Below are 23,561 nucleotides of genomic sequence, written 5' to 3'. Positions count from 1 at the left end.
ACGACATGCCTATAAAACTTCATCGCGCCCGGAGAAAATCATGAGTGTTGTTTCAACCCGTCCTGTTGAGCTGGCAGCCGAGGACACTGCCTCGATTTATCGCAAGATAACCTGGAAACTGATTCCTTTTCTCTGCCTGTGTTATCTGGCAGCGTATCTGGATCGTATCAACATTGGTCTGGCAAAGCTGCAAATGGCGAGCGACCTGTCTCTGAGCGAGACAGCGTTTGGACTCGGCGCCGGGCTGTTTTTTGTCGGTTATATTCTGTTTGAAGTACCCAGTAATCTTATTCTGCAACGTGTAGGCGCCAGGATCTGGATTGCACGTATCATGCTTACCTGGGGGTTACTCTCCACCGCTACGCTGCTGGTACAGACGCCGATGCAGTTTTACATCGTGCGTTTCTTACTGGGGGCGGCGGAGGCCGGTTTTTTACCTGGCGTGCTGTTCTATCTGACGAAATGGTTCCCCTCCTGGCGCCGCAGTCGTATTATCGCGCTCTTTATGATTGGCCTGCCGCTTTCCAGCCTGATTGGCGGCCCGCTTTCCGGCTGGATCATGGGACATTTCCATGAGGTCTACGGTTTACGCGGCTGGCAGTGGCTGTTTTTGCTGGAAGGGCTGCCCAGTGTGTTGCTGGGTGTGATGACTTTTTGGCTGTTGCCGGACAGTATTGAGCGCGCCAACTGGCTTAGCCACGAGGAGAAAAAGGCAATCCAGAGCGAGCTGGAAAAAGATGAGGGCGATGCAAAAGGGGTAAAACATCGTCTGCGCGATGGTCTGCTGAATATTCGCGTGGTTATGTTGGGCGGAATCGACTTTTCTATTCTGCTCAGCGCTTATGCGATGGGCTTTTGGATGCCGACTTTTATCAAAAATGCCGGTACGACGGATATCAGCACCATCGGTTATCTGACAGCCATTCCCAGCCTGGCCGCGCTCATTGGTATGCTGGCGATTGGCAAAAGTTCGGACCGTCTGCGGGAACGTCGCTGGCATATTATCGTACCGTTTGTCATTGGCGCGGCTGCGATGGGCGCCAGCACATTCTTCTCTCATAACGTGTTGATGACGGTGTTACTCTTCTCGGTGGCGCAAGCGATGATCATCGGGGCCGTCCCGGTGTTTTTCAGCCTGCCCGCCACATTCCTGAAGGGGACGGCCGCAGCGGCAGGATTTGCGTTCGCCTGTTCCATCGCCAATATTGCCGGGCTGGTGAGTAACTCCGTGATGGGCATTGCACTTGATCTTACGGGCAGCGGTAATGGCGCATTGTGGTTCTTCGCCATATGCCTGCTACTCAGTTGCCTGTTGGTTATCGCTTTACCGGCTAAACTGGTCAATCGTTGATTAAACAGAGTGCAATGTATTGTTTTGATATGTAATGCTATTCAGCGCGCGGGTATAACTTTGCCTGGCGGCGGTAATGTGTCGTCGCCAGGCCGCGCTGAATCTGTTTATTCTGTCTTATTACAGAGGGCGTTACGCCCGTCAGGCCAGGCGGGGCGGCTGTCGCTAAAGAAAGCCATATACTTACTGATGCTCAGCCGCCTCATCGTGATCTATGGATCTAAGGCGTCATATACAATCCCCCATTGACATCCATCGCGCAGCCCGTCATGTAGAGGGAGTCATCACTGGCCAGAAAAGCAATAGCGGTAGCGATATCACGCGGCTCTCCCAGGCGGCCCATAGGGATAGTCTCAGGATCATAGCCATTGTCGCGCGTCATATCAGTCAGAATCAGTCCCGGACAGATGGCATTAACCGTGATGCCATCCCTGGCGGTCATCCGTGCGTAGCATTTTGTTGCGGTAACCAATCCCCCCTTCGAAGCGGCGTAGCTGACCGACGAGGCAATACCGCCGACGCGATAAGAGAGCGAGGCAATATTAACAATGCGCCCATAATGTTGACGTTGCATGACAGGGATCGCCTCCCGGCAGCAAAGATGAGCGCTACGTAAGTTGATATTCATACACCAGTCCCATTTATCGGCTGTCAATTCTGACAATGGCGTTGTCGGGCATACTCCCGCACCATTGATCAGAATATGGAAGGTTCCGAACTGTTCAAGGGTGAAGGCGAATAGCGCTGTGATACTCTCAGGATCGGAGACATCGGTTGTGAAGGGCAGACAACGGCACTCGGTAGCGGCGGAGATAGCCTGTGCGGTTTCCTGCGCTTTGTTGCCATTGAGATCGGCAATGACAATGCCACGTGCTCCGCGTTCAGCCAGACAGAAAGCGGTTTCTCTGCAAATACCGCCAGCGGCGCCAGTGATGATGGCGATTTTTCCTGTAAATTGCGTTTTCATGTAAATTATCCTCGGATAGCGTAGGGAATAGGGTCAACGTTGTTGTAATGCCGCGGACTTGCGTACCGTGCTGGTTTTCTCGCGTCGGATGAGCAATATGACAATAACGGCGCCAACGATGGCGATAGCGGCTGACGTGAAATAGGCGCCAATGAAGTTGCCGTAGCTGTCCTTAAAGTTGGCGGCGATGCGCGGGCCGACATAGTTGGCCGCCGTAAAACCCAGGAACATGATGCCGTAGTTAATCCCCAGATTTTTACTGCCGAACTGGCGACTGGTGATCGGCGGGAAAATAACCAGTGGCGCCCCGAAAGAGAATCCCAATAACGCGACGCAGAAGAAAAACAGCGCTGGTTGCTCCGAGATCCCAAGTAAAAGCAAAGCGATAGTGGTAAGCACCAGGCTTATCAATAACGCCTGAAAATCACCATATTTATCAATGAGGACGCCGAAACTCAGGCGACCAAGGAAATTGGCGATGGTGCTGATACTGACGGCAAACGCGCCAATGGTCGTCGTCAAATGGAACTGGGACTGCGCGATGATTGCCGTGGAGCTGATCATCATGGTCCCTGCGGTGCCTGCGCACATATAAACAAAGAATAAAATCCAGAACATGCGGGTTTTGAGCATTCGTAGCCAGTGATATTCACCCTCATTGTCACCGGTAGTGGGCAGAGACATTTTGGCAGATGTGATGTCATCTGGCGCTTTGCGCATTAACCAGCCGACCAGGGCAATGGCGATAAAGAAAATCAATCCCAGAGAGTGAAAGGTACGCTGTATGCCCGCATCATCTCTGCCCAGAGAGGTGAGAAACAGATTGGTCAGAGGCGCGAGCACAAATGGCCCAAATGCAGCCGCAGCCAGCAGGAGTCCTGAGACCTTTCCCTTCATCTCCGGGAACCAGCGTAATGCTGTTGCCAGCGTTGCGTTGTAGATAAGGCCAGCACCAGTTCCTGCCAGAACGCCAAAAGTCAAATACAACATAGCAAGCGTCGTGGAATGCCCGGTAAGGAACCATCCCGCGCCGAACAGGAGTCCACCAATATACATCAAGGGGATCGGGGTTTTTCGGTCCGCAAAACGACCACCGAAGATGCCGACAACGCCAAGGAATAACTGATAGATTGAAAAGGAAAGGGTAACTTCAGACAATGTCCAGCCATGTAGCGCTGCCAGAGAGGACGAAAACACACTGAAAATGGCTGCAGAAGCAATAAAGAAAATAATAATCCAGGCGGCCAAAAATATCAGCCAGCGCTGACTACTGTATCGTTTCAAAATCATCTCCTCATAAATTCAATAATATTTAAAATAGAAAGTAAAATTGGGAGTCTCTCATTTTTATGGTTGTTTATGTGAGAGAGTGAAGTTTTATTGTTGAATAATTTATACACGCTAAAGTGGCTTGAAAAACAAGCCCTGAAAATCAAGAGGAATAAGTGATTTGTTTGTGGTTTTTTTATTTGTTGTGGGTTGCCATTATGTTTATTTTATATTTTACTAATGTTAATATATCAAAATATATGAGCCTGGTCACATGAAGTGCCGGTGAGTACAGGCATTGCGGTTGTCACTGCGCATTAATCGTGCCAATAGTCATCGTTTCTACCTCATGGCAATCAGCGGAAATCTACATCAGCTTGAGATAATCAGTGTCTCAATCGCTATCTTTGGTATGATCTTTGACCGGAAGCCATACCAGGTGGTAATTTCGGTAAATATCTTTCGTTTTATGGAAGTTAATGACAATGCTGAAAGCATCGCCAGCCAGTTCCAGACCGCTATTTTGAATAACATCCAGCGCGCCGGCGAGCCGGGCGGGAGAAAGTAAGCTGTCAGAGCTGGAGGCGAACACTGTGAACACGCTGAGATGTGCAGGCAGACGGTGAATGTAATTGTTGGGTGTGATATTTAAATAGCGAGCATAATCATCTCCAATACCGAAGCCGAGGAAATACCCCTTACCATTACTCAAAATCTCATCTTTAGGAAAGATGGCTGAAGTAAAGGTGAAAGGTGCGTGTGAAATCCATTCGCTGGCCAGTAAATGTCGCCGCGGCTCGTTGATGAGTGCGTTGCAGTTCTGTGTATTGAAGCGCAGAATGTGAGGGGAAAACTCGATGCGATACTTATTTAGCATTTTTTCTGCATCCGTGACCATACTTTTTATTTCACGATTGCGTTTGAGAAGGTTCATCTTTTCAATGATTTCCTCTTCAATAAGTCTCTCTTTATTGGACAGCGCATCCGTCAGGAGCGGTATATCCCCACTGTGAATGACATCGTATATTTCCTGAATAGAGAAACCAAGTCGACGGTAAGCTCGTGCACGCATCAGGATATGAATGTCCCATACGTCGTAATAGCGAGTGCTGGAGTACAGTTCTTTCTTTGGCGCAACAATGCCATTTTTTTCGTAGAAACGAATACCTTCAGTAGACAGGTTAAGTAAGCGTGATATTTTCCCTATTTTGTATTTCATTATCGTCACCATAGAAAGTAATGCATTTCATGAAGTAGTGAATTGTGAAACCTAACACCTTTTCATTTAATGAAGCCACGCCCTGAATAGAGTATGACATGCTGTAACGTTATCAGGCATTTATGATAAAAGTAAAATTGATATGGTGGAAAGTTTTAACTGAAAACTGCAGGACTGGCTGGCCCTGTTTCGCGGGTGTTTGCTGTAGTTCTGATGCAGATGAATGTTGCCTGGTGAATGGTTTGCCAGGAAAGTTTATGGTACTGCTCACTATTCAAAGCAGGACGGTGGAATATACAATTTGAGAGAAAAATAACGAGTGCTCCCCTGTCCGCGTATGGGCTATAGCGAAGGCGAGGAAGGGAGCGAAGATAAGATAATCGGTTAACGTCTGGCTGTTGGGTGACCAGGAGACTAACGCTGCATCCCCCAGCGCTTAACGGTGATCTTTTCCAGACTGGCGAATACGATGCCTTCCACCAGCAGGCCAATCGCGATGACCGTTAACAGTCCTGCAAATACCCGATCGGTGAACAGCTCATTGCGATTCTGGAAGATATACCAGCCCAGGCCTCCTTCGCCGCTGGATGCGCCAAATACCAGCTCGGCGGCAATCAGCGTGCGCCAGGCGAACGCCCAGCCGATCTTGAGCCCGGAAAGAATAGCGGGCAACGAGGCCGGAATGAGAATCGTGATCACATAGCGTGGTCCGCTGAGGCCGTAGTTGCGTCCCGTCATGCGTAGCGTTTCCGGTACGCTGCTAAAGCCGGACCAGGTATTTAGCGCGATGGGCCACATCACTGAATGTATCAGCACAAATATCAGGCTGGCATTCCCCAGACCAAACCACAGCAAAGCCAGCGGCAGCAGCGCAATTGCCGGCAGCGGATTAAGCATCGCGGTTAATGTGCTGAGCAAATCGCGGCCAAACTGGGTGGTCACGGCCAGCGCGCTGGCAATCAGCGCCAGCGCGCTGCCTGCCAGATACCCTTTCAACAGAATACTGAGTGAAATGGCGATTTTTTGCGGCAGTTCGCCACTGCGCATGTCTTCGCAAAATGCCTGTAACGTCTGAAGTACCCCGGGCAACATCAAATCGTTTTGCTGTATTCGCGCGGCGATCTCCCATAGCGCCAGCACCAGGGCGACAATCAGACACTTGCGCAGCCATGTCTGATTCAACAGACGTTGGCTTAAAGGCAGCGGCGTTTCCACCGACAGATTGCGTAGCGGCGGTAATTCGCGTTCGAATTCAGGACGAATGTACGGTGGCTGGGACATACTCTGGCTCCTCGCCGGATGAGTGAGACGGACTGTTCCCGATTGTCGGGAATAACAGATGGTGAATATGGCGCGCGGCGTGCTGAAACGCCTCGCTGCCAAAATCATTAAGCGTGAACTGATGACAGTTAAGCTCCGCCCTGACGCGACCTGGGTGCGGCGAAAGCACCAGAATACGGCTGCCCACCACCAGCGCCTCTTCAATCGAATGGGTGACGAACAGCAGGGTAAAGCGTTCTTCTTCCCAGAGCGCAAGCAGTTCCTCCTGCATTGTGCGTCGGGTCAGCGCATCCAGGGCGGCAAAAGGCTCATCCATCAGCAGGATGCGTGGCTTCATCGCCAGCGCTCGCGCGATGGCGACACGCTGCTTCATCCCGCCAGAGAGCATATGGGGCATGGCGTCAGCAAATTCCGCCAGCCCAACTTTATGGAGGAAATGTAACGCCGTCTCTTTTGCCTGTGAACGACTGGCTTTCCGGCTGGCCAGCAGAGGAAACATGACGTTTTCCAGCACCGTTTTCCAGGGCGGCAGTTGGTCGAACTCCTGGAATACCATCATGCGTTCTGGCCCGGGAGCGCTAATCGGCGTTCCCGCAAGCGAAATGTGGCCGCTGCGCGGGGCGAGAAAACCACCTGCGGCTTTCAACAGGCTCGATTTTCCACAGCCTGACGGCCCGAGCAAAATAAAGCGGTCGCCGGGCCAGACATCAAAACTGACATCATGCGTCGCGCGCACTTGCCGTTCGCGGGTACGATATTCAATATCGACATTATTGACCTGCAATAGCGGGCCGTCGATTTGTTGAGCGACCATCAGACCTCCGGTATCGCGGTTTAACTGCCTGGGTTTTCCCATGCTTCCTTAAAGAAATAGTCTTTCCAGGAATCAGCCTTATTTTTCAGTACGCCAAGCTCATGGAGTTTTTCGGCATATACGCCAGTACGCTCAGGAGAAATGGTGAAGCTGATTTCCGGGTCGTTAACAATTTTTTGTACCAGTGGCAAAGGAAGCCGTGATTTTTCAACGCGAATATAGGTTTCGGCAGCCGCATTTTTGTCACGGTTAATAATATCTGCGGCTTCACTGAGTGCGCGATAAAACGCTTTATAAGTTTTTGGATTTTCATCATGGAATTTCTGGGTGGTGTAGAGAACATTAAACGTTGCCTGCCCACCCAGCACATCATAGGAGCTGAGCACTTTATGCACGTTGTTGTGCTCCAGCGCCTGATACTGAAACGGCGGGCTGGAAAAATGCGCGGTAATTTCCGAGCTACCGGCAATTAATGCCATGCTGGCATCCGGATGCGGTAGGCTGACGGTAATTTTATCAAAGCGTTTAAAGTCTTTGTCGCCATATAGTTTCGCCGTTTCGATTTGTAATGTCCGGGACTGAAAACCGACTCCTGCCGCCGGGACGGCAATACGATCTTTCTCAGTCAGATCTTTAATGGTTTTTACCGCCGGATTATTGCTCAATAAATAGTTAGGCATCGATCCCAGAGAAGCTATTGCCTTCACATTTTGCTTACCTTTGGTGCGATCCCATAGGGTGAGCGCTGGAGGCACGCCCGCTGACGCAACGTCCAGAGCGCCTGAAATTAGCGCTTCATTCATCCCGGTTGCGCCTGAAATCGTGCGCCACTCTACTTTGATATCCAGCCCCTCTTTTTGCCCCTCTTTTTCGATAAGCTGCTGGTCTCGCACCACATCAAGAATTAAATAACCGATGCCAAATTGCTGCGCGATACTAATGTTCCCTTCCGCAAATGCCGACTGGCTGACTCCGCCAAGGGCGGAAAACGCCAGCGTCCAGGCAAATACCCTGTTTCTTTTATTCATATCTGTTCCCCAGAAAGGTGTTTCTCAGCAAAAAATCATGGGCAGAGGCGAGAGGGAAAGGAAATGATTTAAATGGCAATAAATATCAGGAAAATGAATAACGATATTCATGGCGTGTTAGTTAATAAGCGGAAAAGCTTAGTCATTATTCATGGTTATGTAACAAATACATCCTCGCTATAGTCGGACTCACCATTTTAATAGCCATTGCCGTCACAGGGGCAATGGTCGTGTGAGTCGAATCATGCCCTTATTTTCACATCATCACTTACGTTCGCTTTTACAACATCATCTGGTACGGGTTGGTACTGGCGCTGATATCGCGCAAAAGGTTGCGGATAATCTGGTTGAATCCTCATTAAAGGGCCACGACTCCCATGGCGTGACCCTGTTGCCTCGCTATATTCGGGCCATTCTGGCGGGAGATTTGAACCCTGGCGCCACGCTGACCACCTTGTCTGATGCCGGACCGATTGTCTCTTTTGATGGGGGGCATGGCTTCGGCCAGGCGTTGGGCGAACAGGCCATGACCGTGGGTATTGAGCGTGTGCGCCAGTTTGGGGTGGCAATAATTGGCTTGTCTAATACCCACCATCTTGGACGGATCGGCGCATGGGCAGAGCAGGTGGCGAGCGCCGGGCTGGTCTCGATCCATTTTGCTAACGTGGCGGCGCCGTCGGCCGTGTTGCCGTTCGATGGGCTGCGCGCCAGGCTTGGTACAAACCCCTTTTGCGTGGGCGTACCGCTACAGAACCGCCCTCCGGTTATCCTTGATTTCGCGACCAGCGCCATTGCGGGCAATAAAGCGCGCATCGCCTGGAATGAAGGGCGCGCCATCCCGGCAGGATGCGCGGTAGATGCGAACGGGCAACCCACGACCGACCCTGCCGTATTAATGACTGAGCCGCTCGGCGCTTTGCTGCCTTTTGGCGGCCATAAAGGCGCGGGATTGTCGCTAATATGTAGCTTACTCGGCGCTGCGCTGACCGGCGGCGAGACCGAAAGCCAGCAGATTCCGCCGCGTGCCGGAATCATCAACAATATGCTGTCGATTCTATTTGACCCCGCGCGGCTGGGCGCGGAGGAACGTTACTCACAGGCGCTGTTAGCGCAGGTTGACTGGGTTCGTAGCGGGCAGGAAGGGCGCGATGTGCAGATCCCCGGAGAACCGGAATTGCGCGCGTATGCCCGGCGCCAGGAAGAGGGCATCTGGATTGATGACGTCAGTTGGCAGGCGTTTGTCGCTCTGGAAGCATTAAATACCTGAGCGTGCCTGCGCACCAAAAGACATATTTGGTTGTTTGTTTAAACGGATCGGCATGATGGTCAGTTAATGAATGCTGGCGAATAAATAAAGCGATCGTTTTTTGTTTTATCTTTTTTCCTCATATCCATAGCTGAAAAACTTGGTAAGCCGCGAGTGAGAAAATCAATATAGTCATTCTTATATTCCATGAACCTTTCTTACTCTCGCTGCCGAATTTTAATGTGCGGCGTCGTTATTCTTTGCAGGAGTTATTATGCATCTGGCGCGTTTTCCCCGGCTTCATTTTGGCCATTTCCCGACTCCACTGGAGCCTCTCACACAACTTTCACGCTTGCTGGGGGGGCCAAATATCTGGATAAAACGAGACGATTGCACCGGCCTTGCCACTGGCGGCAATAAAACCCGCAAACTTGAGTTTTTGCTCGGCGACGCCCAGGCGAAACAGGCGGATATTATCATTACCCAGGGCGCCACGCAGTCTAACCATGTGCGTCAGACCGTCGCGGCGGCGGCCAGACTGGGTCTGGAAACGCATATTTTTCTCGAACAACGCGTCACGACGCTGGGTGATGAGTATCAGCAATCCGGCAATGTGCTGCTGGACGGTTTGCTCGGCGGCAAAATTATTGCCCATTTGCCCGGCGGTACGGATATGCAGCAGGCAATGGAGCATCATGCGGAAAGCCTGCGTGCGCAGGGCCATACCCCTTATGTCATCCCCGGTGGCGGTTCGAACGCAATCGGGGCGCTGGGTTACGTATCCTGCGCGGAAGAGTTGCTTTGGCAGTCCAGCCAGTTACGGCTGCGTATCGATCATATCGTCCATGCCACCGGCAGCGCAGGCACGCAGGCTGGCCTGATTGCGGGTTTAACCGCCACGCACAGCGGCATTCCTCTCCTCGGGATTAGCGTCCGCGCCCCGCGTGATAAACAGGAACACAACGTCTGGCGTCTGGCGCAGCAGACCCGGGAACTGCTCGGCGTGCCGGGTGAATTGCCGCGTGAGGCGGTGGTCGCCAACAGTGATTATGTGGGCGAAGGCTATGGTCTGCCCACCGAGGGGATGCTTGAAGCGCTGCAACTGCTGGCGCAGCACGAGGGGATTCTGCTCGACCCTGTCTATTCCGGTAAAGGCATGGCCGGATTGATTGATCTGATCCGACAAGGCCATTTCCGCAAGGATGAGAATGTGGTGTTTATCCATACGGGAGGAAGCGCAGGTCTGTTTGGCTATCGTCAGGTCATCGCAGATTCTTTGTCATCATGAGTACTCCTTTTCTGCTGGGGATTCTTGGCGGCATGGGGCCGCTGGCGACGCTTGATTTGATGCATAAATTACTGCGCGCAACGCCCGCCACCAGCGATCAACAGCAAATCCCCCATGTGGTGTGGAATGTGCCGCAAATTGCGGATCGCCAACAGGCGCTGGCGGGAACAGGGCCTTCGCCGTTGCCGCAGCTCTTGCACGGTGTGGAACAGCTGAACCGCGCGGGCGCCAGCCACATTGTGATCGCCTGTAATACGGCGCACCACTGGTATGAGGCGCTGGCGCAGCACAGCGACGCGCCGTTGCTTCATATTGTGGACGCCACGCTGGCGGTATTTGAAGGGAAAGAGAAGCCCCGCCGGGTCGGGCTTATCGCCACGCAGGGCACGCTGGATGCCGGTTGGTTCCAGCACGCTTTCGCCTCTATGGGGATTGAAAGCGTGCAGCCGACGCCAGAGGAGCTACGGCAGTGGTTTGTGCCGGGGTGCTATGCGGTAAAACGCGGCGAACTGCGTACCGGTGGTGAACTGCTGAGTTTACAGGCTCAGGCATTGCGCGATCGCGGCGCAGAGAGGCTGGTGCTGGCCTGCACGGAAGTGCCGGTTGCGCTGGCGGAGGTGACATCCCCGCATTTAGCCGTGTCGATTGATCCCGCAGAAGCGCTGGCGCAACAGTGTGCCCGGTTATGGCTAACGCAGCGCGAAACATGGCATTAATAACAGGATAAATTAAATGAAAAAAAGTCTCTGCGTATTACTTGCAGCGGGTGGCCTGTGGGTCAATACCAGCTTTGCCGAAACACCCGCAGAAGTCCGCGTGGCATACAGCGGCGGTTCTCAGGTGCTGATGCTGGCAAAAGCCGATGGTTCTCTGGATAACGCTTTACACAGCAAGGTCAAATGGGTGCAATTTGCGTCCGGTGCGGACGCGTTAAATTATTTTGCCAGTAACGCGATTGATATTGCCAATTTCGGCTCCAGCCCGGCAACGGCAGGCATTGTCAGAAAACTGCCGGTGGAGATTGTCGGCGTCTCCGGGGTGATTGCCAGCTACGAGCGTTTAATTGGTAAAGATGGCATTACCCGTATTAACGATATTGAAGGTAAACGCGTAGCCTATCCGCCAAACTCGACGGCGCAATATGCGCTTGAAGCCGCCATTAGCGTTAACCATCTCGATCGCAGCAAAATAACCTTATTGCCGCTGCGTCCGGCGGAAATGGTCGCGGCCTGGAAACGCGGCGATATCGACGCGGGCTATGTCTGGGCGCCGTTTGCGCAGGAGCTTGAAGCCTCCGGCGGGCATCAGGTATTCGCGACCAAAGATCTGCAAAAGGACGGCTACCTGATTTACAACAACTATGTGGTGCGTAAAGCCTTTGCCGAGCAGTACCCGCAAACCGTCAGCGCGTTCCTGCGCGTTCATCAGGAAAAAGTTGATGAGTTTAAGAAAGACCCGGAACGGGCGGCGGCGATTGTGGCGAAAGAGGTGGGCGCGCCGGTGACGACTGCCGCGAATACGTTGGGTGGCCTGGAATATCCAACCCTGACGCAGCAGGGGACGGCGTACTGGCTGGGTAATGGAACTCATACGACGGATAGCGGTATTGGAAAAGCACTGACAAAAACCGCTAACTTCCTGGCGGGGATTGGCGAGATCCGCAAACGTGATATTCCGGCGAACTGGGACAGCGCTATTAACTCCCGCTATATCCGCGACGCGGCGGTAGCAGCGAAATGAGATTGAGTTATCGCATTGCCATCAGCGTCGTCTCGGTGGCTGTTTTCTTTAGTATCTGGCAAGTGGCGACGATGCGGCAGTGGGTGGACCCGCTGCTGCTGCCGTCGCTGCAGGATATCGGACTGACGACCGAAGAGTTGTTGGCCGATGGTTATCGTCAGGTGCCGCTGTGGGAGCATGTCGCAGTCAGCCTGGCCCGGGCCTTAAGCGCTTTTTCTGTGGCAATTCTCATCGGCATCCCCCTGGGGTTGCTGATGGGGTTATCGGAAGGTCTGGCGGCGGTACTGAATCCGTTCGTGCAGTTTTTGCGCCCGCTACCCAAGATTGCGCTTATTCCGCTGGCGGTCGTCTGGCTGGGGATCGGTGAGGCGTCGAAGTTCTTTCTGATCTTCATCGCCACTTTCCTGAGCGTGGTCGTGGGGGCATCTGCTGCGGTCGATCGTATTGGTCGCTCGCGCATTCGTGTGGCGCAAACGCTCGGCGCGTCGCGCAAACAGATTTTTCTGCGCGTGGTGTTGCCGGATGCGTTGCCGGAACTGTTTACCACCGTCAGGCTATCGATAGGGATCGGCTGGACATCGCTCATCGCGGCGGAAATGGTGGCGGCCAGTTCGGGCCTCGGCTGGATGGTAATTAACGCCAGTTCGTATCTGCGAACCGATATCGTGATGCTGGGGATTCTGCTGCTCGGCGGTATCGGCTATTTACTGGATTTATTGCTGCTGGGGCTGCAACGCTTTTTTGTGCCCTGGGCGGGGAAAGAGTAATGAGTGCCATCACACTGGAAAACGTATCGCTCTCTTTTGCGGCAAAACCGCAGCCGTTCACGGTGCTGGACGATATCAGCCTGTCTCTGGAGAAAGGAGAATTTGTTGTACTGCTGGGGCCGTCCGGCTGCGGGAAGTCCACGATCCTGAATCTGGTCGCCGGATTCAACAAGCCGGACCGTGGGCGCGTGGCGGCAGGCGGAAAAACAGTGAAGCTGCCGGGGCCGGATCGGGGAATGATCTTCCAGCAGCCAAATTTGTTTCCCTGGCTGTCGGTACTGGAAAACGTCACCTTTGGCCCACGGCTGGGGAAATACCACAAAGGTGAGGTCAACGCCCAGGCGCTGGACTGGCTGACGCGGGTAGGGCTGAAAGGCTTTGAACATCATGCGCCCTGGCAACTTTCCGGCGGGATGAAACAGCGCGTGGCGCTGGCCCGCGCCTGGCTACCGGAACCGGAGGTGTTGCTACTTGATGAACCGTTCGGCGCGCTGGATGCGCAAACGCGTCTGATGATGCAGGAACTCCTGCGCGATGCCTGGCTTGCCACCGGCACCACGCTGCTGTTTGTGACTCACGACGTAGAAGAGGCGCTGTTCCTGGCCGATCGTATTCTGATTATGTCGGCAAAGCCTGGAAAAATCGTTGAGGAGGTCATCCTGCCTTTTGGCCGCGAACGCGATATTGAAACCCTGGCTGAACACCCGGCTTACAGTGGGATCAAACATCACGTACTGCACCGGGTGCGCCAGGAGGCGAAGCGCCATTTAGGATGAAAATACCGTCAGCGCTGTTTCTTAACCAGACAGTGTAATCAAGAGTTGAGTCGTCAAAAGAAACGCTGGACAGAATGAGCGTCCAGCCACTGCTTTAGCCGATCAAACGGGATATGTTTTGGTTCCGTCATTCGCGCATGCTTTAGCGGCGCTTTTCCATCATTACCTGTTACGGGACGGCGTACTGCGTCGTATGCGGCCCGGCCGCGCTTTTCGTTAACCCGGAGTTAACCATGAGTCGCTTTGCGTTTTTATATTCCGCAGCCCTGCGACGTTTTCTGTTTCTTCTGACATTTGTTCTGCTACCTGCCACTTCGGTGTTCACTGTGGGTAACACACGCTGATGTTAGTCATGTTTGTTTCTGGCACAAAGCCACCTCCTTACCAGGAAATCTCCAGTTCGTTCACCTGCTATGTATCAAACGCCCTGCATTTGAGACACCGTCTGAGTTGGTAATGATAATTATTTCCATTATTATGGTATGTTGAATGATCTCATAACAAGACATACACCTCATCGCGGAAGATAAGACTCATCGCGTGGGGAAACCTGTAGCTGCGTTGAGATGCAGCATCAATACAATTTATGGAGATAAGATGAGAAGAATTTCAGTCCGTTCAGTGCTGTTGGCCTCCGCTATTGTGATGTCAATCGCCACAACGGCATACGCCGATAGCAAATGGACAGCCGCCACCACTACCTTCCCTGGCAGTATCCGTGCCGGGTCACGAGACGTTCCTGTTAAGCCCGGAGATAAAACGGTCATAACAATTAAGAAACTGCAGGCGGGCACGACCGTCACTATGCTGAATGGTGCGGAAGTCCTGACACCGAAACCGCTGACCGCCGACGAGAAGGGAAACCTGACTATTCCGCTAACCGTTCCGGCCTATGCGGCTACAGGCCTTCATCCACTCACTGTTATCACGCAAAATCCCGCGAGCGTTTCGCAGGTCATGTTGAAATTGTCCCAAATTGTTCCCCCGAAAAACACTGAGGCTTTCAGGCTGCAAACAACTCCCGTTGGTGAGCGGGCTTACCAGTCGGCAGTTTCGGCCGACGGGAAGCTGTTCGTGACCTCGGCACGCGGCCCGAATGATGGCAGCCGCCTGATGAGACTGAACGCCGGAACGCTGGCTGTCGAAGCTGAGGCTACTCTGCCTAAAGATAAAAAGGGTGAGCAAATTGGTGTCTTCGGCGTCGGTATTGATAATGTCCATCATCATGTCTGGACGACGAACACACTTGCCGAGACGGTGACCGTCTATGATGCAAAAACGCTTTCCGTGGTAAAAGTTTTTCCTGAGGGGTCGGTAGCACATCCACGTGATGTGGTTATTGATGAAGCCCACAATCGGGCTTATGTCAGCGCAGCGCTGACCGGTTTTATCGAGGTATATGATACCAAAACGCTGGAACATATCGGTCAGATAGAGTTCGTGGCGAACCGCGGCCGCGACCAGTTTTACAGTACAGATCTTGCCCTCGACAGTACCGGTGGGAAACTCTATGGCGTCAGCCGCGATACGCCCTGGGTAGGCTGGATTGATCTCAAAACGGGCAAGAGTACTACAGTGAAAGTACCTCAGGCGCAAGGTGCAACCGACATCGCTCGTGATCCGAAGACCGGTCGTCTTTACGTTGCTTCTCAGGAGACGAACAATGTCGTGGTTCTTGATGCGGACGGCAAAGTTCTCGCTGATACTTACATTGGTGCCGGGGGCGTATCTGTCATCTGGGATCCCGTGACGTCGCAGGTTTTCGCCGCCACGCGTGCAGGCGGAACCGTTGCTGTTCTGGACAAGGACGGTAAACTGGTCGCTAATATCCCGATGGATGATACGCCAAACCACCTGGCCGTCGGGCCCGATGGAGCCGTTTATCTGGTGTCTATGTATGGTACTGCCGGGGATAAAGCTCAAACAGGCTCGGTGACGAAAATCACCCCCAAAAAATAACGGCTTTAATTCGCTACGTTATTCGCGGGCAGGTCAGCCTGGCATGATTACTAGCCTTTAGCAGCTTATGGGAAGGGGCTGCGCTGAATCGGTTTATTCTGCTTTATTACAGAGGGCGTTGCGCCCGTCAGGCCCGGCAGGGCGGTTTTCAGGTGCCGGGCATGAAGTTGGCTATTTGGCTATATAGGAAATCCACACTGACTCCTGGAGGATACTATGCTTGAGCTTCGTCCTAATTGTGAATGCTGCGATCAAAATTTGCCGCCGGACTCAACAGAAGCTTATATCTGTTCATTCGAATGTACTTTTTGCATTGATTGCGTGACTCATCGGCTTAACGGATTTTGCCCAAACTGCGGGGGAGAATTGGTGCGGCGCCCAATACGGCGGTCAAACTGGCTACATGTTTAATCGGAAGTAACCGGACGAGTGATGCAACCCACGCAGACAGGGTGGCGGTGTATCGCTGACGCTCAGGCAGCCAGTCGATTTTTTCGGTCATAATGCTGCAGGATAAACAGCGCAGACGGCGAACAGGCACATTCAGCCAGACCTTCCAGTTAGCAGTTCACGCTCCCTGACACGGCGCAGGGTAGCATCGTGAATATGCGGAATATTGCGGTTGCATCCACGACAACATGGCGGTTGGGAAGTCAGGGGCTGAAGGTGGATAAGCAGGGTATCGTGGACAATTTCAGTGCAGGAAAAGACACTGAATCCTTTCCAGAAAAGAGAAGTCAGGTTAGCATTCATCATGACGGCAGTTTTGAAGGTTCAGGGTGTGTTTTGGCGAATACAAACCTAAACCTTCTGACTGCCGTTTTCTATTGGTTCACTCTAACCTGCGATGAACCAAAAAAAGTGGGGCAAACTGTAATACGCGATCAGGCGGAGCGATACAGTAGCGATTAATGCCTTGCGGTGGATACCGTGTATTAGAGAATTATCCAGTTAACAAGGAAGATTTGAAATCATTTATTCCTCATAAGAAGGATAAATCCAGTACCAAAAATTAATGTGGCAATAATTGCCTGAATAACGGGTTTTGTTAATCCCTGCCCTTTATCAAGATAAATGCTGATTGCTAATGTGATAATAAAAACAACCAGACTTGCCAGACTAATTCGTAGAAGTGTCACTCCACCAACATGTCGCACCATATCCAGCCGCTCCTCCAATTGTACCCATAATCCCTCCGGCCACCCAACCCGGAACCATTCCGATGACCGGCAGCGTAGCATTACCAGCTATCGTACCGCCAATTGCACCAGCAACTCCAACACTCACCGCAGCCTGTCCGAGGCAATTAAAGGTACATTCGGCACCGGCAATAGATTTTATTTCATCATGAACCAATTCTCTCATAAATATTCTCTAAGTTATTATTTGCTTTTCCTGTCTACAACCACTTTATAACACTTATTCAACATTCTACCGAAATCGCGACGCAGGATAATACGAACCAGAACTATAGTTCAATGATGTCTGAGGCATTGCTGAATTCCTGATGATATCGCTTTACAGTGCGTAATATCCTAAAAAATCCTATAAGAGTAATAAATAGTAGAGACACGAAAACAAAGTATAAACACGAACCTTTTTTATGTTTTTGTCTCAGTCCGGAAATGGAAACGAACAAATTACTTATATTCTTCAAAAGAGAATGATTATCGTTTTGTTGAGCGAGGTTGCCATATCAGCCACACGTAGTTAAGGGGTATTTTTATATAGATACAAGGCCAGTGCAGCCTCAATAACATCAGGCGGAAATCCCTGCTCATTGAGAGCAGTGCTGGTGATAGTGGACTGTGAGCAAGTTCATCAGGTTCGCTTTGAGCGACACATAGCCACGGGTCTTCCTTTTCTAACCGAAGGGCAGAAAAGCAAGGGGAACTCGAAGAAGCAAGCGCAGCGGCTTCGCAGAGTTAGCCCTTGCTTTAGTTAAAAGATGACAAAAATACTGTAGTAGATGTTTTACAAAATGAAAAAGCTAGGCTGTGTCCCTTAACTTAACAATCGCCTTAAAAATAACCTGATCGCCCCCAGTTTTAGCATGCTCAGGTAGTTTCTGGCTGTTTTTTCCGAACGTGTGGCGATTCGCCTGTTTTCTTTCAATGCTGCAAAGCTACGTTCTACTACATTGCGCTTTTTATATAAGCGGATATCCAGTTTTCGGCGTCCATCACGGCTGGCTTTCTCATTACTTTTAAAAGGAATAACTGCCTTGATTCCCTTCAATTTCAAACTAATACGAAATTTTTTACTTGAATAACCTTTATCCGCCAGCACTGCTTTTGCCCGGGATTTCAGGCACCCACTTTGACGAATAATGCCGACCCGGCTGAGCAGAACTTGTGCATACTGGCTCTCGTGGGCTTGTCCACCACTCAGGCAGAAGCTTAATGGCAATCCTGTCCCGTCTGTCGCCAAATGGATTTTGGTGCCAAAGCCGCCGCGAGAGCGACCCAGCCCATGGTCGTTGAGGTCATCGGGATGTTTTTTTTCGCACCTGCCGCTGCTTTCAGGGCCCTGATATTACTGCCATCAAGTGCAATAACATCCCAGTCAACCAACTTTTTTTCATCCAGAATCTGGAGTAATTTATTGAAAATACTGTTCATTATTCCAGCCTTAGACCATCGGTTAAAGCGGTTATAAACCGTCTTCCAGTGACCGTAACGTTCAGGCAAATCTCTCCAGGGAGCACCGGAACAAAGCACCCAAAATATGCCATTCATGACATGTCTGTGCGCGAAGTAAGGACGGCCACCTTTGCCGGTGATGATTATATCCCGAACCCGTCATTTGATCCGGCTGCTAACCAGATGGGGTTTACCGTCGTAGCCACCTCAAGTGACGGCGTACCAGCGGGCTGCCCATTTGCGTATGCTGCAAAAATAGCTGCGCGAGATCATCACATCAGCCTTAGTAGTGCGAACAATATCGCGGTCACTCCGGGAGATATCTTTGAGATGACCGCCCTTGTCGCGTGCGGTAACGGTAGCGCTGATTTCAACTTTTATATTGGCAGAGCCACATCTGCGACCGGCGGTATCGGAGCAAAGGCTTCTGGCGGAAACACTAAAACCACAGCGTCATGGAAGCGCGCGACATGGCGATTTACGGTCCCGTCGGACACGAATTTCATGCGTCCGTTCCTGCAGATTAACCAGAGTTCGCCATTCGGAACGGTCTGGTATGTAGCTGACTGGCACCTGCGTAACGTTACTGCGGCCAACAAGGCCCAGAACACAGCCGACGCCACAGCAAAAGCCGTTGATTCTCTGAAGACGACCGTCAACCAGCAGGGCAACACGCTGAGCAGTATTGGTAGCCGGACCACAGCGCTGGAAAACGGTCTGTCGACCGCAAACCAGAACATTGGTAAGAAGGCGGACAGCAGCGCGGTGAACACGCTGACGAACCGGGTCAGCCAGGTGGAAGACACGCTGACCACGCAGTCAGAGAGCATCACATCTCTGTCCGGGAGTATCAGCACGCTGCGCAACCAGGTCTCCAACCCGTGGTTTGATGGTTCACTGGAAAGCTATGCTGATGGCCAGCAAATCGGTGGAAGTGGCGCCGTCGTCACTACAGCGCAGAAGTTTAATGGTAGCAAAAGCCTGCGCCTGCGCCGTGAGGCAAACGACGGAGGCAACAGCGACAAGACGATAGGCCCGTGGTCGAGTATCCGCGAGAACGCGGTGTACAGAATCGAACTTTGGGCCATGATGCCGTCAGACCAGTCACCATCATCGGGCTGGAATACGATAGTCGGTATTCAGGGACAGAATGCTGCTGGTCAGAGCGCCTGGCAGGCTGCGGTCACGATAAGCGAAAGCGGTCTGGGTGGCCGAGGGAAGTGGGTGAAGTTCAGCGGTAAGGCGCAGATGAACGGAACCGGGCGGACGCGCGGTGTGGTCTGGATTTCTACCCGCGGCGCAACCGGGAGCGGCACTCCGGGTTATGAGCTCTATATCGATGATATCGTCGTTACAGATATAACCGATGCGCAGGCTGCCTTGGATGTGGCTGATGCCAGCACCACTGCCATCAGCGGACTGACAACGCGGGTAACGAATGCCGAGAATAAAATCACGGCACAGAGCCAGCAGCTCACCAGCCTGCAGAGTTCGCTGAGCGGTAAAGCCGATGCGGGGGCGGTCAATTCACTGACCAGTCGGGTGACAAGTGCCGAGGGGAAAATTGAATCAGCAGCAAACAGCCTGACGAGTCTGAACAGTACAGTCGGTACCTTGTCGTCTACCGTACAGGCCCAGGGTCAGACGCTGGCGGAGACAAACGGCAAGGTCAGCTCGATGTACTCCATCAAAGTTGAAACAAACAACGGGAAGAAGGTGGGCGCCGGTATCGTGTTGGGCAGCGACGGCAGTACAAGCGACCTGATCCTCTATGCCGACCGTTTCTCGCTGTTTAACCGCAACAGCAAAACTTCCGTGCCGGTGATGATCGCCGAGGGCAATGAACTGTACATCGACAAGGCTCGCATTAAAGACGGCAGCGTCGATAATGCGAAAATAGGGAATGTGATTCAGTCGAATGACTTCGCTTCCGGATCGAAGGGCTGGCAGGTTAACAAGAACGGAAAGGCGGAGTTTAATGACGTTACAGTGCGCGGGAAAATTGAGGCGACCAGCGGCGAACTTGATAACGTAGTAATCAATGAAAGCTGTACGATCAGCGGCACTTTGAGCGCGGATAAAATTGTCGGAGACATTTCTGACACGCTGCCTAACCAGACTATTTTCTTTAGTGAAGATCTGGGGAACGATGGTACGAAGATAGTGAGATTTTGTCGTGTCAAACAACAAAGCTTCCCGCAGAAAGTCACGATTGTTGGATCGATATTGATGAATGATTCCGCAGGTCGTCAGAATGCCATTGTCTATGAAAACAGTCCGAGCGACAGGCTAAATTTGGGCTCATGCGCAGTTGGCATGGTTGCTTGTCTGGGAATGACGGGTGGCGGATCAGGTTCGGGAACATACTTCCAGATTAGGGCTGGTGACACTCAGGTGTGGAGGCAGTCAAACGGCGGTCGATACAATATTGGGTCGTTCTCCGTCTCTATTCCGGCTGGTGATGGTTATACAGATGTGGAATGCGTGTTACACAACGCGTCAAACGCAACCGGGACGATTTTCATGCTTTCCAGGTATCACGTGTTTGTCAGCCGTTCAGGTTCGGTCATCACCAAATAAAATGTATTAGCTCAATTTACTGAATGATAATGAGGTCAACTATATAAACACGGCGCTTTACGATTAAAGTGTATTAGCTCAGACTTGAGCTGACAGTTTTCACTGACAGCACACAATCAAATCTGACAGTCTGCTTTGAGCGAGGCCATGCACACGTCGTGTTAGTAGACTAAATCGTACTCGTCTGACTTACTTCAACAGCAGTCGTATTCCCAGAAGGGCCATAACGCCTCCGCTGAGTTTATCTATAAACTTACGGTATTTAATGTAAACCTGACGTGGCCCGTCAGTTGATAATAAGCATGCAACAACTGCATACCAGAGCATATCAATAACGAATGCCATTGTTGGCAGGATGATATACATAACAGGTTGAATATTTTTGCTAAGCGCTGCGGAAAAAATACTGGCAAAGACCAGTGCAGTATGGGGATTGCTGATTTGCGTAAATACGCCAGTCATAAAAGCTTTTAAGGCGCTTATTTCCTCGGTACCGGCAGAATCATTAAAACGATTTGAAGGACGACGAAACATTTTCAACGCCAGCCATAAAAGATAGCAACCGCCTGCAACCTTCAGTCCCATGTAAAGTGATGGGACCAGAGTCAGCAGGGTGTGAAGACCTGCTAACGCTATGGCAGCAAAAACAAACGCACCAAAACCCATACCTGCAGCGACAGATAAAGCCGCCCGTCTCGAACTGGACATGGCCGTGCGTGCCACGAGAAGAAAGCTAACTCCCGGGCTCATTGCGCCAAACAGGATAGCTACGCCAATAGCAGAAAGCGCGATCAAATCACTTGTCATGACTCTTCTCCATCATTAATCAGTGTCAGACAGCCCCCGCATTCCGCGAAATACACACCCCATGAACTGCTCCCGGTTAACAATATAACACAATGCCTAGAACATCCGCTCCTGGCCCAGACCGGCCTGTCAGGTAAGGTTAAGCTCTGTGCTGTGACAATGCCAGATCAAGTCTGAGCTAATACAATTAAAGGTCGAATTTGTTGGTATACATAGGATACACGTTCCTCACTGCGATGGGATTTACCACTAGTCCATCAAAGTCCGCCTTTGGCACTCACCCTCAGCAGACGTTTTGAATGAACTGAAGGTCAGCTTTGAGCGAGAAACGGACGTTCCGGGTCAGAATACTAAGAAGCTGAACACAGGTCTGCTGATGAGGCTCTGGTATCCTCCAACATTACTAGTTTGCTCATATATCTATAGGAGTCCCGACAGGTCGGAATTTCAGTCCGATTTGGCAAAACGGCAGAGCTGGTAGGCTCTGCCGAACCGTCAGGGGCGGTGTTCTGAGCATGTGGCTGGAGCCAATGGCAAGGCTGCATCTACAACCAGCCCTGACTTGTTATGTTTTACTGCATATGAATATCTTCATCTGTAAGTTCTTTCCATCTTTAATAGCATTCAGACAATCCCTGATGGGTTTGAAATGCGTATCCGCCAGCCCTTGTCCGCACCCTGCTCCATTACCTGCGTGGCGATACCGTGTTCAACGCGTTGAGTGCCGTCATCTGAAGTCATAGTCAGCGACCAGTCGATAAGGACGAGAACGAGATCACCAGAAGAGATGAGAGCGCGTATCTGGTTCCTGATAACTGGCCGTGATGCTGTCAGCGCGATTAAAGCCATCCGTAGTGCTTCAGGATTACTTTCAATAACAGCTCCATCAGTCATTTTCATGGTGGCGCGATTACTGAAAACGGACATTAAATTATCAATTTTTCCCGCGTTGAATGCTTCATCAAAGGCGGCGATGGTTTCAGTAGGGGAGCGATAAACTGCGGCACGCTTCTCAATCGATGCTGCGAAGGCTGACAGGTGACTAGCGATCACACCGGGTGATTCAAGCGGTGAAAGGTGTCCCGTGCCGGGAATAATATACATCGCTGCGTGAGGAATACGGGGTAGCAACTCTCTTTGCAAAGTTTCCGGGGTATCGACCCGGTCCAGTTCCCCTGAGATGACTCTGACCGGAACATTAATGGAGGCGACTTCCCGTGTGATGTCTTCGCTGATCGCCACACCGGGCCAGCCTGCTTTGGCTCCGTCTGACGCTCCTAAACTGTCCTCGATAACCTGCTCACGAATCGCAGGGCTGAGCGGCCGCGCCGTCAGGACATTGTCGATGACAAACCCAACTGATTCGCGGCTGTTATAGGCGCTGGATAGTCTGTCGCGCTCCTCTGAGGAAAGCAACATGGGGGAAGGTGGGGAAGGTGCAATGAGAACCAGACCCTCAAGTCCTTCGGGCTGCCGCGATGCCATCAATTGGGCGACCTTTCCCCCCATCGAATGGCCAACCAGAATATAGCGTTTAAGCTCAAGCGCCGAAATAACGCCTTCGGCATCCCGGGCAAGGTCTTCAATCCTGTATCCGGATACGGGAGCGTCTGACAAGCCCCAGCCACGATGATCAATGGCAACTGTGCGGTAGCGGTCTGGTAACTGACCTGTCACGCTCTCCCATGTACGGGATGAGCCGCCATAATAGTGCAAAAATACCAGCGCAAGTTCACCGCTGCCCTGTAGCTGTACATTGATACCCGTATTGTTCACGTTAATTTTCATTGTTTCACACCTCCTGAGGAATGAAAACAATGTTAATTA

The 23,561-nt window shown here is 51.8% G+C and carries 20 protein-coding genes and 2 pseudogenes; 12 read left to right on the top strand and 10 right to left on the bottom strand.

What is annotated here, in order from left to right:
• Positions 1-40 precede the first annotated feature (40 nt).
• The gene (locus tag FN037_RS13455; protein WP_142502459.1) at positions 41-1,351 is read left to right on the top strand and encodes an MFS transporter; all 1,311 of its coding nucleotides are present in this window, start codon (positions 41-43) and stop codon (positions 1,349-1,351) included.
• 220 nt (positions 1,352-1,571) lie between these two features.
• Here the strand turns inward: FN037_RS13455 and FN037_RS13450 are convergent, their stop codons facing one another.
• The 6 genes from FN037_RS13450 to FN037_RS13425 all read right to left on the bottom strand — a co-directional run bounded on the left by FN037_RS13450 (position 1,572) and on the right by FN037_RS13425 (position 7,929).
• Positions 1,572-2,318: an SDR family NAD(P)-dependent oxidoreductase gene (locus FN037_RS13450; RefSeq protein WP_142502458.1), complete on the bottom strand. Its 747-nt coding sequence runs from the start codon at positions 2,316-2,318 to the stop codon at positions 1,572-1,574.
• A 33-nt stretch (positions 2,319-2,351) separates the two neighbouring features.
• Entirely contained in the window at positions 2,352-3,602 is a 1,251-nt protein-coding gene (locus FN037_RS13445; RefSeq protein WP_185929269.1) for an OFA family MFS transporter, read from the bottom strand.
• 379 nt (positions 3,603-3,981) lie between these two features.
• Positions 3,982-4,806 (bottom strand): MerR family transcriptional regulator, encoded by an 825-nt coding sequence (locus tag FN037_RS13440; RefSeq protein ID WP_185929268.1) that lies wholly within the window; start codon positions 4,804-4,806, stop codon positions 3,982-3,984.
• Between the two features lie 414 nt (positions 4,807-5,220).
• Entirely contained in the window at positions 5,221-6,087 is an 867-nt protein-coding gene (locus FN037_RS13435) for an ABC transporter permease (protein ID WP_142502455.1), read from the bottom strand.
• Complete coding sequence (locus tag FN037_RS13430) at positions 6,059-6,901, bottom strand: ABC transporter ATP-binding protein (protein ID WP_138363164.1); 843 nt, start codon at positions 6,899-6,901, stop codon at positions 6,059-6,061. The genes FN037_RS13435 and FN037_RS13430 overlap by 29 nt, the downstream gene beginning before the upstream one ends.
• Before the next feature lie 20 nt (positions 6,902-6,921).
• Entirely contained in the window at positions 6,922-7,929 is a 1,008-nt protein-coding gene (locus tag FN037_RS13425) for an ABC transporter substrate-binding protein (RefSeq protein ID WP_142502454.1), read from the bottom strand.
• 244 nt (positions 7,930-8,173) lie between these two features.
• Here FN037_RS13425 and FN037_RS13420 point away from each other — a divergent pair, with 244 nt between their 5' ends.
• The 10 genes and pseudogenes from FN037_RS13420 (at position 8,174) to FN037_RS13375 (ending at position 16,617) form a co-directional block, all read left to right on the top strand.
• Entirely contained in the window at positions 8,174-9,196 is a 1,023-nt protein-coding gene (locus tag FN037_RS13420) for a malate/lactate/ureidoglycolate dehydrogenase (RefSeq protein WP_142502453.1), read from the top strand.
• A 253-nt stretch (positions 9,197-9,449) separates the two neighbouring features.
• Positions 9,450-10,463, top strand: a complete 1,014-nt coding sequence (locus FN037_RS13415; protein ID WP_142502452.1) for a D-cysteine desulfhydrase — start codon at positions 9,450-9,452, stop codon at positions 10,461-10,463.
• The gene (locus FN037_RS13410; RefSeq protein WP_142502451.1) at positions 10,460-11,179 is read left to right on the top strand and encodes an aspartate/glutamate racemase family protein; all 720 of its coding nucleotides are present in this window, start codon (positions 10,460-10,462) and stop codon (positions 11,177-11,179) included. Before FN037_RS13415 ends, FN037_RS13410 begins: the two co-directional genes overlap by 4 nt.
• Positions 11,180-11,195: 16 nt before the next feature.
• The gene (locus FN037_RS13405) at positions 11,196-12,203 is read left to right on the top strand and encodes a glycine betaine ABC transporter substrate-binding protein (RefSeq protein ID WP_142502450.1); all 1,008 of its coding nucleotides are present in this window, start codon (positions 11,196-11,198) and stop codon (positions 12,201-12,203) included.
• Positions 12,200-12,970 carry an ABC transporter permease gene (locus FN037_RS13400; RefSeq protein ID WP_142502449.1) on the top strand — a complete coding sequence of 257 codons (771 nt, stop codon included), beginning with the start codon at positions 12,200-12,202 and terminating at the stop codon, positions 12,968-12,970. Before FN037_RS13405 ends, FN037_RS13400 begins: the two co-directional genes overlap by 4 nt.
• Positions 12,970-13,746 carry an ABC transporter ATP-binding protein gene (locus FN037_RS13395; protein ID WP_142502448.1) on the top strand — a complete coding sequence of 259 codons (777 nt, stop codon included), beginning with the start codon at positions 12,970-12,972 and terminating at the stop codon, positions 13,744-13,746. Before FN037_RS13400 ends, FN037_RS13395 begins: the two co-directional genes overlap by 1 nt.
• Before the next feature lie 136 nt (positions 13,747-13,882).
• A pseudogene (locus FN037_RS24615) lies at positions 13,883-13,966 on the top strand (cytochrome b); the annotation flags it as partial.
• A 377-nt stretch (positions 13,967-14,343) separates the two neighbouring features.
• Entirely contained in the window at positions 14,344-15,705 is a 1,362-nt protein-coding gene (locus tag FN037_RS13385) for a YncE family protein (RefSeq protein WP_142502447.1), read from the top strand.
• 216 nt (positions 15,706-15,921) lie between these two features.
• Positions 15,922-16,116 (top strand): DUF1272 domain-containing protein, encoded by a 195-nt coding sequence (locus FN037_RS13380; protein ID WP_142502446.1) that lies wholly within the window; start codon positions 15,922-15,924, stop codon positions 16,114-16,116.
• Positions 16,117-16,371: 255 nt separating this feature from the next.
• Complete coding sequence (locus FN037_RS13375; RefSeq protein ID WP_142502445.1) at positions 16,372-16,617, top strand: hypothetical protein; 246 nt, start codon at positions 16,372-16,374, stop codon at positions 16,615-16,617.
• 59 nt (positions 16,618-16,676) lie between these two features.
• Here FN037_RS13375 and FN037_RS24395 read toward each other — a convergent pair whose 3' ends face one another.
• Together FN037_RS24395 and FN037_RS13365 are read right to left on the bottom strand one after the other, a co-directional pair.
• The gene (locus FN037_RS24395; protein WP_185929280.1) at positions 16,677-16,865 is read right to left on the bottom strand and encodes a hypothetical protein; all 189 of its coding nucleotides are present in this window, start codon (positions 16,863-16,865) and stop codon (positions 16,677-16,679) included.
• Positions 16,866-17,709: 844 nt separating this feature from the next.
• A pseudogene (locus FN037_RS13365) lies at positions 17,710-18,473 on the bottom strand (IS5 family transposase); the annotation flags it as partial.
• On the opposite strand from FN037_RS13365, the gene FN037_RS13360 reads away from it, so the two are divergent.
• A complete protein-coding gene (locus FN037_RS13360; RefSeq protein ID WP_142502443.1) occupies positions 18,447-20,927 on the top strand; it encodes a phage tail tip protein in 2,481 nt (826 codons plus the stop codon). The pseudogene FN037_RS13365 and the gene FN037_RS13360 sit on opposite strands and share 27 nt — an antisense overlap.
• A 189-nt stretch (positions 20,928-21,116) precedes the next feature.
• Here FN037_RS13360 and FN037_RS13355 read toward each other — a convergent pair whose 3' ends face one another.
• Together FN037_RS13355 and FN037_RS13350 are read right to left on the bottom strand one after the other, a co-directional pair.
• Positions 21,117-21,734, bottom strand: coding sequence for a LysE family translocator (locus FN037_RS13355; protein WP_142502442.1), 618 nt, complete (start codon positions 21,732-21,734; stop codon positions 21,117-21,119).
• Positions 21,735-22,358: 624 nt separating this feature from the next.
• Entirely contained in the window at positions 22,359-23,522 is a 1,164-nt protein-coding gene (locus FN037_RS13350) for an alpha/beta fold hydrolase (protein ID WP_064188004.1), read from the bottom strand.
• Positions 23,523-23,561 lie beyond the last annotated feature (39 nt).

It is taken from the genome of Klebsiella sp. 2680 (genome assembly GCF_900198535.1).
In the GTDB taxonomy this organism is placed as follows: Bacteria; Pseudomonadota; Gammaproteobacteria; order Enterobacterales; family Enterobacteriaceae; genus Klebsiella; species Klebsiella indica.
Note: the sequence above shows the minus strand (reverse complement) of the source record. Positions and strands in the feature narration are given on the sequence as shown.

Excerpts from the sequence above, each read along its gene's own strand:
- FN037_RS13350 (WP_064188004.1), bottom strand. The coding sequence starts at position 23,522 with ATGAAAATTAACGTGAACAATACGGGTATCAATGTACAGCTACAGGGC.
- FN037_RS13440 (WP_185929268.1), bottom strand. The coding sequence starts at position 4,806 with ATGAAATACAAAATAGGGAAAATATCACGCTTACTTAACCTGTCTACT.
- FN037_RS24395 (WP_185929280.1), bottom strand. The coding sequence starts at position 16,865 with ATGGTGCGACATGTTGGTGGAGTGACACTTCTACGAATTAGTCTGGCA.
- FN037_RS13360 (WP_142502443.1), top strand. The coding sequence starts at position 18,447 with ATGTCTGTGCGCGAAGTAAGGACGGCCACCTTTGCCGGTGATGATTAT.
- FN037_RS13415 (WP_142502452.1), top strand. The coding sequence starts at position 9,450 with ATGCATCTGGCGCGTTTTCCCCGGCTTCATTTTGGCCATTTCCCGACT.
- FN037_RS13455 (WP_142502459.1), top strand. The coding sequence starts at position 41 with ATGAGTGTTGTTTCAACCCGTCCTGTTGAGCTGGCAGCCGAGGACACT.
- FN037_RS13425 (WP_142502454.1), bottom strand. The coding sequence starts at position 7,929 with ATGAATAAAAGAAACAGGGTATTTGCCTGGACGCTGGCGTTTTCCGCC.
- FN037_RS13450 (WP_142502458.1), bottom strand. The coding sequence starts at position 2,318 with ATGAAAACGCAATTTACAGGAAAAATCGCCATCATCACTGGCGCCGCT.
- FN037_RS13420 (WP_142502453.1), top strand. The coding sequence starts at position 8,174 with ATGCCCTTATTTTCACATCATCACTTACGTTCGCTTTTACAACATCAT.
- FN037_RS13385 (WP_142502447.1), top strand. The coding sequence starts at position 14,344 with ATGAGAAGAATTTCAGTCCGTTCAGTGCTGTTGGCCTCCGCTATTGTG.
- FN037_RS13435 (WP_142502455.1), bottom strand. The coding sequence starts at position 6,087 with ATGTCCCAGCCACCGTACATTCGTCCTGAATTCGAACGCGAATTACCG.
- FN037_RS13355 (WP_142502442.1), bottom strand. The coding sequence starts at position 21,734 with ATGACAAGTGATTTGATCGCGCTTTCTGCTATTGGCGTAGCTATCCTG.
- FN037_RS13405 (WP_142502450.1), top strand. The coding sequence starts at position 11,196 with ATGAAAAAAAGTCTCTGCGTATTACTTGCAGCGGGTGGCCTGTGGGTC.
- FN037_RS13410 (WP_142502451.1), top strand. The coding sequence starts at position 10,460 with ATGAGTACTCCTTTTCTGCTGGGGATTCTTGGCGGCATGGGGCCGCTG.
- FN037_RS13400 (WP_142502449.1), top strand. The coding sequence starts at position 12,200 with ATGAGATTGAGTTATCGCATTGCCATCAGCGTCGTCTCGGTGGCTGTT.
- FN037_RS13430 (WP_138363164.1), bottom strand. The coding sequence starts at position 6,901 with ATGGTCGCTCAACAAATCGACGGCCCGCTATTGCAGGTCAATAATGTC.
- FN037_RS13395 (WP_142502448.1), top strand. The coding sequence starts at position 12,970 with ATGAGTGCCATCACACTGGAAAACGTATCGCTCTCTTTTGCGGCAAAA.
- FN037_RS13380 (WP_142502446.1), top strand. The coding sequence starts at position 15,922 with ATGCTTGAGCTTCGTCCTAATTGTGAATGCTGCGATCAAAATTTGCCG.